The 12,327-nt window shown below is 70.9% G+C and carries 9 protein-coding genes; 8 read left to right on the top strand and 1 reads right to left on the bottom strand.

From position 1 onward, the window contains the following. Positions 1-106 precede the first annotated feature (106 nt). Positions 107-244 (top strand): hypothetical protein, encoded by a 138-nt coding sequence (locus AB0D66_RS19445; RefSeq protein ID WP_362304558.1) that lies wholly within the window; start codon positions 107-109, stop codon positions 242-244. Positions 245-345: 101 nt separating this feature from the next. Then, positions 346-1,821 (top strand): PqqD family protein, encoded by a 1,476-nt coding sequence (locus AB0D66_RS19440; RefSeq protein ID WP_362304555.1) that lies wholly within the window; start codon positions 346-348, stop codon positions 1,819-1,821. A gap of 36 nt (positions 1,822-1,857) precedes the next feature. Here the strand turns inward: AB0D66_RS19440 and AB0D66_RS19435 are convergent, their stop codons facing one another. Then, positions 1,858-2,538: a response regulator transcription factor gene (locus AB0D66_RS19435; protein ID WP_362304552.1), complete on the bottom strand. Its 681-nt coding sequence runs from the start codon at positions 2,536-2,538 to the stop codon at positions 1,858-1,860. A gap of 164 nt (positions 2,539-2,702) precedes the next feature. Between AB0D66_RS19435 and AB0D66_RS19430 the strand changes: the two genes are divergently transcribed. The 6 genes from AB0D66_RS19430 (at position 2,703) to AB0D66_RS19405 (ending at position 12,045) form a co-directional block, all read left to right on the top strand. Beyond that, a complete protein-coding gene (locus AB0D66_RS19430) occupies positions 2,703-5,963 on the top strand; it encodes a BTAD domain-containing putative transcriptional regulator (protein WP_362304549.1) in 3,261 nt (1,086 codons plus the stop codon). 358 nt (positions 5,964-6,321) lie between these two features. After that, positions 6,322-7,941: an ABC transporter substrate-binding protein gene (locus AB0D66_RS19425; RefSeq protein ID WP_362304546.1), complete on the top strand. Its 1,620-nt coding sequence runs from the start codon at positions 6,322-6,324 to the stop codon at positions 7,939-7,941. A 96-nt stretch (positions 7,942-8,037) separates the two neighbouring features. Beyond that, on the top strand, positions 8,038-8,976 hold the full coding sequence (locus AB0D66_RS19420; protein ID WP_362304543.1) for an ABC transporter permease: 939 nt from the start codon (positions 8,038-8,040) through the stop codon (positions 8,974-8,976). Next, positions 8,969-9,931, top strand: coding sequence for an ABC transporter permease (locus AB0D66_RS19415; protein ID WP_362304540.1), 963 nt, complete (start codon positions 8,969-8,971; stop codon positions 9,929-9,931). The genes AB0D66_RS19420 and AB0D66_RS19415 overlap by 8 nt, the downstream gene beginning before the upstream one ends. Positions 9,932-9,944: 13 nt before the next feature. After that, entirely contained in the window at positions 9,945-11,000 is a 1,056-nt protein-coding gene (locus tag AB0D66_RS19410; RefSeq protein ID WP_362304537.1) for an ABC transporter ATP-binding protein, read from the top strand. Further along, the gene (locus AB0D66_RS19405) at positions 10,993-12,045 is read left to right on the top strand and encodes a dipeptide ABC transporter ATP-binding protein (RefSeq protein WP_362304534.1); all 1,053 of its coding nucleotides are present in this window, start codon (positions 10,993-10,995) and stop codon (positions 12,043-12,045) included. Before AB0D66_RS19410 ends, AB0D66_RS19405 begins: the two co-directional genes overlap by 8 nt. Positions 12,046-12,327 lie beyond the last annotated feature (282 nt).

Here is a 12,327-nt window from a genome sequence, read left to right as displayed (position 1 = left end):
ACAAGGTCGGGACACGTACGGGACGGCGGCCTCATGAGGGCCGGGACCGGATTCGACCATCCTGGCGTAGTCCGCTCCAGGGGGGAGCCGACGAGAGGAGAGACTGATGCCGCAGATGGAGATCGATTTCCCGGCCATCGCGCAGAACTGGCTGGCCGTCGAGAGCGTTCCGCAGATCGGGCGGGACGCTGCGGAGGAGCGCGCCTGGGTTCCCGCCTACTGGGCGACTCCCACCGCCGCCTGACCCTCGCGTCAGACCGGGGGGTGCCGGTTCCGGGCACCCCCCGGTCTCGTTTTCCACCCTCTTCCCCCGCTTCCCGCTCTCCCTATCGGACGGTGTTCCCGATGTCGCTCGCAGCCCCACGCCATTCCTCCCGAGACAAGGCCGCCCGCGCCGACGCCCTGCTGGTGGCCGACGGCCGGTTCGGTGACTCCGGAGCCATCGCGGAACGCAACGAGGCCCGGTTCGTCCTCGGCCTGCAGCTGCTGGCGCACAAGGACACCCGCCACCCGGAGGTGCTGCGGCAGCTGTCCCTGCTGGGCCGCGAGCAGCTGCTCCCGCTGCTCGGGGACCCCGTCCTGCGCAACGCCTTCGAGGACGACGTCGTCAAGCTGGAGAACGGCCACTCCGGCGACCTGGGCCTGGGCGGCCTGGCCGCCCGCCTGCCCCTGGACCCGCACGGCCTGGGGCCGTGCGAGCGGATGGCCACCCCGCACGTCAGGCCCTGGCCGGAGCACGGGCCCGCCTGGCTGTGGACCGGGATGAGCCCGGCCGACCGGGTGTCGCAGGAGCTGGCGGCCCGGCTGCGCCGGCTCTACGACGGCAGCATCGAGGGCGGGCCGGCCGCCGATCCGGTCATCCCGACCCCGGAGATGTGCCGACGGCTGACCCGCGGAGCCGACCTGCTCACGCGGCTGCTCCCGCAGGTCGGGCCCAGCGTGCTGCGGCACGTCTCGGTCGTGGGCTTCACCCGGGGGGAGTCGGCCGACGGCCCGCTGCAGTCGCTGTCGGGCGGCGACCCCCTCCCGTCGGCCATCCTGATGGCCCCCGAGCGGCTCGCCGACCCGTGGACGGCCGCCGAGACCCTCCTGCACGAGGGCGTCCACCTCAAGCTCTTCGACGCGCTGCGCTCGGGCGCGCTCCTGCGGGACGCCGACCTGTCCGTGCCGATCCCGTGGCGGCAGACGCCCTGGCGGCTGGTACGCGTGCTCGTGGCGCTCCACTTCTACGTCCACATGCTGGTGTTCCAGGAGGCCGCCCGGCACGCGGACGACACGCTCCGGACGGAGTTCGGCGACCCGCCGGCCGGCGAGGTCGTCGACGAGGTGAGCCCGGACACGGAGGCGGCCCGCGACGGCACCTACGGGTCCAGCCTGGAGCGCGCCCGCTACCTGGCCGGATACGTCCTGGCCCTGCCCGGGGACCGCCTGACGGCCGACGGCCGGCGGTTCCTGCACTGGCTCCTCGACGCCCTGCACCTGGTGCACGAGGACTCCGGGGTCACGCCGCCCGCGGGGGTGGCCGGCGTGGCCCCGGCACAGCCGCCCGCGCTGCCCGGGGGAGCGGTCGTACGGCGCAGCGCGTGCGCGCTGGCCCGGCCGCTGCCCGAACGCGGGGAGCTCCTCCTGGTGAACACGGACACCGCCGCGATGCACTGGCTCAACGCGCGCTCATGGCTGATCTATTCGCTGTGCGACGGGCGCGACGTGGGATCCGTCCGAAGTGAGTACGGCCGACGCGCGGGGGCGGATTCCGAGGCCGCGGGCACCCAGGTCGACGCCTGCCTTGCCGAACTGACGGCGGCGGGCCTGCTGGAGTGAGGACCCGGCCGCCCGGCCCTCGGCCGTGAACGCCCCTCAGCCCGCCAGCCCCAAGCCCGCCTCCCGCCCGTACACCACCGCCTGCGCACGGCAGTTGACGCCGATCTTCGCGAACACGACCGAGACGTGGTTGCGCACCGTCTTCTCGGCCAGGGTCAGGGCGCGGGCGATCCGGCGGTTGTCGTAGCCGCGGGCCACGAGGTCCAGGACCTCCCGCTCGCGCCGGGTCAGCACGGGCAGCGGACCATCGGGCTGCGCGGGCCGGGCGGGCGGCCGCAGCAGGCCCATGACCAGCCGGGCCGCCCCGTCCCCGGCCACCATGAAGCCGCTGCCCACCATGTGCACCGCGCCGACCATCTCGTGCGCCCCCGCAGACTTGGACACGTACCCGCGGACCCCCGCCATCAGGGCCGACCGCAGCAGCCCCGCGTCGTCGCCGCGGCCCGTCATGCCCAGGACCCCCCTCACCCCCGCCGCGCGGGCCAGCGTTCTGCACACCTCCAGGGAGGCGGACCCGGGCAGGTCCAGGTCCAACAGGACCACGTCGGGGGCGGCGCCCAGCACCATGGGCACCGCGTGGCCGGCCTCCCCGGCCTCCCCGACGACGTCGATGCCCCCCGCGCTGTCGAGCGCGGAACGGATGCCCGCCCGCAGCAGCGGACGGCGCTCCACAACGGCGACCCGAAGCCTGTTCTGATCGGACGCGGACATGGTCATGAAGTCAACTCCGGTGTAGCGCGGACAAGGTGGCGCCAGCATGCGAAGGCGGCCCTAGCGGATCACTAGCGGAGCTCGAGCGGGGCGTTCCCGTAGGCTCCCCCTACGCCCGCCGGGCGTGGGGGGAGGGTCGGGGGTTGTTCCACTATCGGATCCTGGGGCCGTTGGACGTCCGGTGCGCGGGGGAGGCCGTATCGATCACGGCGCCCAAGGAGCGCGACCTGCTCGCGCTGCTCCTGCTGGACGCCGGCCGTCCGGTCCCGGCCGAGGAGCTGATCGACGGGATCTGGGGCGGGGCGCCGCCCTCGACGGCCCGCACCACGCTGCAGAACTACGTCAAGAGGCTGCGGCACGCCCTGCGCGGCTCCCGTACCGACCGGGAGGTCCTCGCCACCGAGCCCGGGGGGTACGTGCTCCGGCTCGACCAAGGCGTGCTGGACCTGCGGGAGTTCGAGGCGCTGAGCCGCGATGCGGCGGAGGCCGCGGAGCGCGGGGACGACGCCGCGGCCTCGGCCCGGCTGCGGGCGGCGCTCGCGCTGTGGCGGGGGGAGGCCCTGGCGGGCAGCCGCGCGGACCGGCTGACCCAGGTGGAGGCGCCCCGGCTGAACGAGTCCCGGATGGTCGCCTTCGAGAACCGGGTGCAGGCGGACCTGCGGCTGGGCCGCCACGCGGACGTCATCGTCGAGGTGCGGTCCGCGATCGTGGGCCACCCGCTGCGCGAGCGGCTGCACGGCCAGCTGATGCTCGCCCTGTACCGCTCGGGACGCCGGGGCGACGCGCTCACCGCCTACCAGCAGGCGCGCGCCCAGCTGGTGCACGACCTGGGGCTGGAACCCGGCCCCGAACTGACCGCCCTGCACCTGCGGATCCTGGCCGGCGATCCCGCTCTCATGGAGGCCCGCGCGCCGCGCGCCGAGGTGGCCGCGCAGGCCGCACGGCGCCCGCCCGGGGCGGCGCCGGGTCAGCCGCCGCCCGCCCAACTTCCCGGCTCCACGCCGGCGTTCGCCGGACGGGCGGACCTGCTGCGGCGGCTGGACGCGATGCTGCCCGCCACCGGCAGCGCCCCCTCCGGAGCGGTGCGGACCGGGCTGATCACCGGGCAGGGCGGCGCGGGCAAGACGGCCCTCGCGGTGCACTGGGGACACCGCCGGCGCGAGTCCTTCCCGGACGGGCAGCTCTACGTGAACCTCCGCGGCCACGACGCGGGCCGGCCGCTGCGGCCCGTCGACGCGCTCAGCGGCTTCCTGCAGGCCCTCGGCGTGCCGGCGCAGCACATCCCGGTGGAGGCGGACCGCGCCGCGGCCCTCTACCGCTCCCTGTGCGCGGGGAAGCGGATGCTCGTCGTCCTGGACAACGCGCACGACGCCGACCAGGTCCGCCCGCTCTTCCCGGGCAGCTCGCAGTGCCTCGTCCTGGTGACCAGCCGGGACTCGCTGGCCGGGCTCGTCGCGCGGGAGGGCGCGACCCCGCTGCCGCTGGGGGTGCTGGAACCCGCCGAGGCCGAGGAGGTGCTCCGCAACATCATCGGCGCGCGGCGGGTCGGCGCCGAGCCCGAGGCCGCCGCCGTCCTCACCGCGGCCTGCGCCCACCTGCCGCTCGCCGTCGCGATCACGGCCGCCGACCTGGCCGTCCACCCGGACCGGTCCCTCGCCGACCAGGCGGCCCGGCTGACGCGGGACCGGCTGGGGGCGCTCCAGGTGCCGGGTGACGAGGGGACCGCCGTCCGCGCCGTGCTCGACATGTCCTTCGCGACCCTCTCGCCGGCCGCCGCCCGGATGTTCCGCCTCTTCGGGCTGGTCCCCGGCGGCGACCTCCCGCTGCGGGGCGCGGCGGCCCTGGCCGGCGGCGACCTCCCGGCCGCCGAACGGCTGCTGGCGGAGCTGGTACGGAGCCACCTGCTGGAGGAGCACGCGCCCGGCCGGTTCACCTTCCACGACCTGCTGCGCGCCTATGCCGCCGAGCAGGTCGGGGAAGGGGGAGGGGAGGCGGCCGCCCTGGACCGGCTGCACTCCTGGTACCTGGGGAGCACCGACAACGCCGTCCGGCTGCTGCAGCCCGAGGCGCTGCGCCTGCCGGTGGAGGCCGCCCCCGGATCGCTCGGCTTCGCGGACGCCGGCGAGGCCCTGGAGTGGATGGACGCGGAACGGCCGAACGCGGTGGCCCTGGTGCAGCGCGCCGCGGAGCACGGTCCGCGTCAGCTCGCGTGGACGCTCGCCGACGCCCTGCGCCCGTACATGATGCGGCGGGCCTACGCGGTCGACTGGCTCGCCGTCGGCTCGGCGGGCCTGGCCGCGGCGGAGGCGGACGGGAACCTGGCCGGCCAGGCGGCGGCGCACCGGAGCCTGTCGAGCGCCTACCTGAACCAGAGCGACTACGAGATGTCCGTGTCCCACGACCACCGGGCCCTGGAGCTCTACCGGGCGACCGGCTCGGCCCAGGGGCAGAGCGCCGCGCACAACAGCCTGTGCCTCGCCGCCTGGTACGTGGGCGATCTGAACGAAGCCCTGCGCCACGGCGAGCGCTGTGTGGAGCTCGGCCGCAGTACGGGCTTCCGTACCGGCGAGGCCATCGCGACGGGGAACGTGGGTGCGATCCTGCACGAGATGGGCCGGCTGGCCGAGGCCGAGGAGCGGCTGGCCGGGGCGCTGGTCCTCTACGACGAACTGGGCTTCCCGACGGCGAAGGCGCTCGCCGCGCGCAACCTCGGGGCGGTCCTGTACGAGAGCGGGCAGTCGGAGCGGGCCCGCGCGGTGCTCGAGCGGGCGGCCGAGACGCAGCGCCGGCTCGGGAACGAGGTCGATCTCGCCTATACGTACTTCTGGCTCGCGCTGACGATGATCGGGTCAGGCGACCGGTCGGGCGCCCTCGACCACCTCGACCGGGGCTTCGAGATCGCGACCGGCGAAGCGCGCGCCGAGTCGTATCTGTACGTGGGGCGGGCCCTGCTCTCGCAAAGCGTCGGCAACCACGGCGTCGCCCTGGACCACTTCGAGACGGCGCGCGGCCTGGCCCGCCGGTGCAATGCCCGGACCCCCGAGCTCCGGGCCCTGCTGGGCCTGGCCGACAGCAGCCTGAGGCTGGGGCGGCCGGCGGACGCGGCACGGTTCGCGGAGGCGGCGCGGGAGCCGGCCGGCCGCAGCGGATACGGTCTCTTCGAGGCCAGGGCACTGGCCCTGCTGGCCGAGGTGGCCCTGGACGGGGGCGAGTTCGAGGCCGCCGCCGAGTCGGCCGGGCAGGCGGTCGGGCTGCTGGCCGAAGCCGGCCACCGGGCCTGCCGGGCCGACGCCCTCGTCCTGCTGGGGCGTGCCCGGCGCGGTGCGGGCGATGAGAAAGGGGCCTTCCGGTCCTGGACGGATGCCCTCGGTCTGTACGAGGCTCTCGGTGCCGGGCGTGCCGGGGACGTGCGCGCCCTGCTGGCCCGCTGACGGAGCGCGCCGTTCCCGTTTGTCAAGCGGATTTATGGGTTCAGGTGTCCGCATACCGACCGTGACACTCCGGAAGGTGAGCTAACCGTCCGTTTCGCACGTGTCTGTCTCCTATCCGTTTGTCCGGATTTCGGGTTTTGGACATGGGGTGATGTTGTGAAAACGAGACCACTTAAGTGTGGTTTACGGTCTAGGCGTCCCTGAGGATGGCTCCATTGAGCTCGGGTCAATGGGTCACGCGCTGTGGGGAGCGCCGACTCACGAGCACACACGATGGGGCCGGAATTCGCTGTCAGGGGTGTCAGCGGGTGCCGGGCCCTTCACGTATCGACAGTGACTCCTGAGGAGGCAATTACCCATGCGCGGAGCAACGAGCGCCAAGTGGGTCGCGGGTGCCGTCATCGTGGCGATGGCTGCCACGGCTTGCAGCACCAGCAAGGACGAGGCCGGCAGCAAGGCCGGTGGAAACATCACCGTGGTGCTCGGCGAGCCGCAGCACGGTCTGGTGGGCCAGAACACCGCCGAGTCCGAAGGCGCTGAGGTCCTCAACGCGCTCTTCACCGGTCTGGTCGAGTACGACAACAAGACCAACGAGCCGAAGCTCGCGGTCGCCGAGTCCATCGAGACCACGGACTCGAAGGTCTGGACGATCAAGCTCAAGGACGGCTACACCTTCCACAACGGCGAGAAGGTCGACGCCCAGTCGTTCGTCCGCGCCTGGAACTGGGGTGCCAACCAGGACAACGCGGCCGAGGGCCTGCCGTTCTTCGACAAGATCGAGGGCTCCGAGGAGCTGGCGCCGGGCAAGGACAAGAAGCCCACCGCCACCGAGCTCAAGGGCCTGAAGGTCGTCGACGAGAAGACCTTCACCGTCACGCTGAAGGCTCCGTTCTCCCAGTTCAAGACCATGCTGGGCTACAACGCCTTCTACCCGCTGCCGAAGGCCTTCGAAGCCGACCCGAAGAAGTTCGGCGAGGCCCCGATCGGCAACGGCGCCTTCCAGATGGACGGCGCCTGGGAGCACAACAAGCAGATCAAGATCAAGCGCTACGACAAGTTCGGTGGCGAGAAGGCGAAGCTCGAGGGCGTCACCTTCAAGATCTACGACAACCTGGACACGGCGTACAACGACCTTCGCGCCGACACCATCCAGATCGTCGACAAGCTCCCGATCTCGGCGATGGCCACCGTCTCCCAGGAGTTCGGCGACCGCTACCTGTACAAGCCGGAGTCGGGCGTCGGCTATGTCGGCCTCCCGCTGAAGACCAACCCCGAGGCGTTCGGCAAGGTCGAGATCCGCAAGGCGATCTCGATGGCCATCGACCGGGACGCCATCACGAAGACCATCTTCAACGGCACCCGCAAGCCGGCCGACGACTTCATCAGCCCCATCGTCCCGGGTTACCGCAAGGGCGCCCTGGGCGAGGTCGGTACGTACAACCCGACCAAGGCCAAGGAGCTCTACACCCAGGCCGGCGGCATCCCCGGAAACAAGATCGAGCTCGGCTACAACGCCGACGGCGGCCACAAGGAGTGGATCGAGGCCGTCGCCAACCAGCTGAAGGCGAACCTCGGCATCGAGGTCACCGCCAAGCCGTTCGCCAAGTTCGGCGACATGCTGACCGACCTCGGCGACCAGAAGTACAAGGGCGCGTTCCGTATGGCGTGGTCCATGGACTACCCGGCGGCCGAGAACTACCTCCGCCCGATCTTCTCGAAGATCGCGATCGAGCACGGCTCCAACTACGGTGCGTACGAGAGCGCCGAGTTCGAGGCGCTGATGGACCAGGCCGACAAGACCGCCAACGAGGCGGAGGCCATCAAGCTGTACCAGCAGGCCGATGACGTGATCATCAAGGACCTGCCGTACATCCCGGTCTTCACGTACATGTCTTCCTCGGCCTACTCCAAGTCCGTGAAGAACGTTGAGATCGACGCCCAGGGCCGCATGGACCTGGCCAAGGTCGAGCTCAACTAACACCCTTCTTCACACCAAGGGGACAACGGGGGCGGACAGGCGGAATCAGGTTTCCGTCTGTCTGCCCCTTCCCCCTGCTCTTCTGCTGGAGGTCTGATGGGCCGCTACCTCATCCGCCGACTCATACAGGCGATCCCTGTACTGTTCGGTGCCACATTCCTGATCTACGCGCTCACTCTCGGGCTGGGCGACCCCGTCCAGGCACTCGCCGGGGAGAAGAAGGCCGACCCGCTCGTCGCGGCGATGCTGCGCCAGAAGTACCACCTCGACGACCCGTTCCTGCTCCAGTACTGGAACTACATCACCAATGTGTTCCAGGGGAACTTCGGCGAAACGCTGAACGGGCGTCAGGTTCTCGACCTCATCACCGAGGCCTTCCCGTACACGATCAACCTGGCGATCGTCGCGTTCGTCATCGAGGCCGTGTTCGGCGTCCTCGCGGGCATCATGGCAGCGCTGCGCCGGGGCAAGTTCCTCGACCAGCTGGTGCTGCTGTCGACGCTGTTCCTCATCTCGATCCCGGTGTTCGTGACCGGCTTCATGCTCCAGCTCATCCTCGGAGTGGAAGCGAAGGCCATCGGCATCGACTTCTTCCCGGTCTCCTTCAACGAGGCCGACGGGTTCAAGGCGTACATCCTCCCCGGCTACATCCTGGCCTCGACCTCTCTGGCGTACGTGGCCCGGCTGACGCGCACCAGCATGATGGAGACCATGCGCGCGGACTACGTCCGCACCGCGACGGCCAAGGGTCTGCCCCGCCGCCGCGTCGTGGTCAACCACGCGCTGCGCAACGCCCTCATCCCGATCGTCACGTTCCTCGGCGCCGACCTCGGCGCCCTGATGGGTGGCGCGGTCATCACCGAGAACATCTTCAACATCAACGGCATCGGCGGCCTGATCGCCCAGGCCATCCGCCTCGACCAGGGCACCGTGCTCGTCGGCGTGGTCACGCTCCTCGTCCTCGTGTACCTCATCGCCAACCTGATCGTGGACCTGCTCTACGCCGTGCTCGACCCGAGGATCCGCTATGCGTGACACAACTTCGGTGGAGGACTCGATGACCGACACCCAGACCGCCGGGGCCCCCGCGGCCGGCGCCACCGTCGACCGGGGCAAGAACGCGGACAAGAAGCCGGAACGCGTCGCGAGCCTGTGGTCCGACGCCGTTCACGACCTGCGCCGCAACCCGGTGTTCCTGATCGGCGCGTTCCTGGTCTTCTGTCTGCTGGTGCTGGCCGTCGTACCGCAGTGGTTCACCTCGGGCAGCCCGTTCGAGGCCACGGCCTGCACGCTGCAGGACTCCCTCAAGCGCCCGAGCGCCGAGCACTGGTTCGGCTTCGACATCCAGGGCTGCGACATCTACACGCGTACCATCTGGGCCACGCGCAACTCGGTGATCGTCGGCATCCTCACGACCACGGTCGTGCTGCTCGTCGGCGGAGCCCTCGGTCTGATGGCGGGCTGGCTCGGCGGATTCTGGGACAGCATCCTGTCCCGCGTCACCGAGATCTTCTTCGCGATCCCGCTGCTCCTCGGCGGCATGCTCATCATGTCGGGCCTCGAGGGCAACGCCTGGACCGTCTCGCTCGTCATGGCGACGCTCGGCTGGCCGCAGATCTTCCGCATCATGCGGTCCTCGGTGCTGCAGAACAAGAACAACGACTACGTGATGGCCGCCCGCGCCCTCGGCGCCGGCACCATGCGCATCACGATGCGGCACATCCTGCCGAACGCCATCGCCCCGGTCATCGTGGTCGGCGCGATCAGCCTCGGTGTGTACATCGGTGCGGAGGCGGCCCTGTCCTACCTGGGCATCGGCGTCCAGCCCCCCGAGATCTCCTGGGGTCTCATGGTGAGCGACGCGAAGGACCGCTTCCTCCAAGCACCCCACGTGCTCCTCTTCCCGGCCGCCGCGCTGAGCATCACCGTGCTCGCGTTCATCATGGTCGGCGACGCGGTGCGCGACGCCCTCGACCCGAAGCTGCGCTGAGGAAGGGCGTACGTTGACCATCATCGACAAGACCTCGAACGTCCCCGCGCCCCGTTCGGCGCCGGAGGGCACCCCGCTCCTCGAAGTGCGCGACCTGCACGTCGAGTTCCACACCCGCGACGGTGTCGCCAAGGCGGTCAACGGCGTCTCGTACTCCGTGAACGCCGGCGAGACCCTCGCCGTCCTCGGCGAGTCCGGTTCGGGCAAGTCCGTGACGGCGCAGGCCGTCATGGGCATCCTCGACATGCCGCCGGGCAAGATCCCTTCCGGCGAGATCCTGTTCCAGGGCACCGACCTGCTGAAGCTCCCGGCCGAGGAGTTCCGCAAGGTCCGCGGCCAGAAGATCGCGATGATCTTCCAGGACGCGCTGTCCTCGCTGAACCCGGTGCACACCGTCGGCGCCCAGCTCGGCGAGATGTTCCGCGTCCACCGCGGGATGTCCAAGAAGGACGCCACGGCCAAGGCCGTCGAGCTCATGGACCGGGTGAAGATCCCCGCCGCCAAGGCGCGCGTGGGCGACTACCCGCACCAGTTCTCCGGCGGTATGCGCCAGCGCATCATGATCGCCATGGCGATGGCCCTGGAGCCCGACCTGATCATCGCCGACGAGCCCACCACGGCTCTCGACGTGACGGTCCAGGCCCAGGTGATGGACCTGCTCGCGGAGCTCCAGCGCGAGATGAACATGGGCCTGATCCTGATCACCCACGACCTCGGCGTCGTCGCCGACGTCGCGGACAAGATCGCCGTGATGTACGGCGGCCGGATCGTCGAGAACGCCCCGGTGCACGAGATCTACAAGAACCCGGCGCACCCGTACACCCGCGGCCTGCTGGACTCGATCCCGCGCCTGGACCAGAAGGGCCAGGAGCTCTACGCGATCAAGGGCCTGCCGCCCAACCTGCTCAACATCCCCTCGGGCTGCGCCTTCAACCCGCGCTGCCCCAAGGCGCAGGACATCTGCCGCACCGACGTGCCGGTCCTGCACCAGGTGACCGCGCAGGACGGCACCGCGCTGTCCGGCCGCACCAGCGCGTGCCACTTCTGGAAGGAGCAGATCCATGGCTGAGCTCACCAAGAACGCCACCGAGCGCGAGCCGATCCTCCAGGTCCGCAACCTGGTCAAGCACTTCCCGCTGACCCAGGGCATCCTGTTCAAGAAGCAGGTCGGCGCGGTCAAGGCGGTCGACGGGATCTCCTTCGACCTGTACCAGGGCGAGACCCTCGGCATCGTGGGCGAGTCCGGCTGCGGCAAGTCCACCGTCGCCAAGCTCCTGATGAGCCTGGACACCGCCACCTCCGGCGAGGTCTTCTACAAGGGCCAGGACATCACCAAGCTGTCGGGCAAGGCCCTCAAGGCCGTGCGCCGCAACATCCAGATGGTGTTCCAGGACCCGTACACCTCGCTGAACCCGCGCATGACGGTCGGCGACATCATCGGGGAGCCGTACGAGATCCACCCCGAGGTGGCTCCGAAGGGCGACCGGCGCCGCAAGGTCCAGGAGCTCCTGGACGTCGTGGGCCTCAACCCCGAGTACATCAACCGCTACCCGCACCAGTTCTCCGGCGGCCAGCGCCAGCGCATCGGCATCGCCCGCGGCCTCGCGCTCAACCCGGAGATCATCATCTGCGACGAGCCGGTCTCCGCGCTCGACGTGTCGGTGCAGGCGCAGGTCATCAACCTGATGGAGAAGCTCCAGGACGAGTTCAACCTGTCCTACCTCTTCATCGCGCACGACCTCTCGATCGTCCGGCACATCTCGGACCGCGTGGGCGTCATGTACCTCGGCAAGATGGCCGAGATCGGCACGGACACGCAGATCTACGACCACCCGACGCACCCCTACACCCAGGCGCTGCTGTCGGCGGTCCCCGTGCCGGACCCCGAGGTCCGCGAGAACCGCGAGCGCATCATCCTCACCGGCGACGTGCCGTCCCCGGCCAACCCGCCGTCGGGCTGCCGCTTCCGCACCCGCTGCTGGAAGGCGCAGGACAAGTGCGCCACCGAGGAGCCGCTGCTGGCGATCCCGGAGCGCTTCAAGGGCCACACCGGCTTCGCCGCGCACGAGTCGGCGTGCCACTTCGCGGAGGAGAAGGCCGTTCTGGCCGTCTGACCCGCACCGCGTACGACCCGACGGCCGGCCCCCGGCGCCACTCAACGGCGCCGGGGGCCGGCCGTTTCGGCTGCCGGGCGGGTGCGGGCCGGCTGTGGGGCGGTGCGGGGCGCATCCCGCGCGGCAGGATCCGGCACCGGCACCGGCAGCGGCAGCGGCAGCGGCACAGGCACCGGAACCCGCAGCGGCACAGGCACCAGAACCGGCAGCGGCACAGGCACCGGCCCGCCCTCCAAAGCCCCGCGCCGGGAAAGGCGGTTGCGGCCGCCGCCCGGGCGGGCC

The organism is Streptomyces sp. NPDC048270, from assembly GCF_040652335.1.
Classification (GTDB): Bacteria; Actinomycetota; Actinomycetes; order Streptomycetales; family Streptomycetaceae; genus Streptomyces.
Note: the sequence above shows the minus strand (reverse complement) of the source record. Positions and strands in the feature narration are given on the sequence as shown.

Bases quoted from the DNA above. Each gene is read 5' to 3' on its own strand.
- AB0D66_RS19415 (WP_362304540.1), top strand. From the start codon at position 8,969: ATGCGTGACACAACTTCGGTGGAGGACTCGATGACCGACACCCAGACC.
- AB0D66_RS19445 (WP_362304558.1), top strand. From the start codon at position 107: ATGCCGCAGATGGAGATCGATTTCCCGGCCATCGCGCAGAACTGGCTG.
- AB0D66_RS19420 (WP_362304543.1), top strand. From the start codon at position 8,038: ATGGGCCGCTACCTCATCCGCCGACTCATACAGGCGATCCCTGTACTG.
- AB0D66_RS19405 (WP_362304534.1), top strand. From the start codon at position 10,993: ATGGCTGAGCTCACCAAGAACGCCACCGAGCGCGAGCCGATCCTCCAG.
- AB0D66_RS19425 (WP_362304546.1), top strand. From the start codon at position 6,322: ATGCGCGGAGCAACGAGCGCCAAGTGGGTCGCGGGTGCCGTCATCGTG.
- AB0D66_RS19440 (WP_362304555.1), top strand. From the start codon at position 346: ATGTCGCTCGCAGCCCCACGCCATTCCTCCCGAGACAAGGCCGCCCGC.
- AB0D66_RS19435 (WP_362304552.1), bottom strand. From the start codon at position 2,538: ATGACCATGTCCGCGTCCGATCAGAACAGGCTTCGGGTCGCCGTTGTG.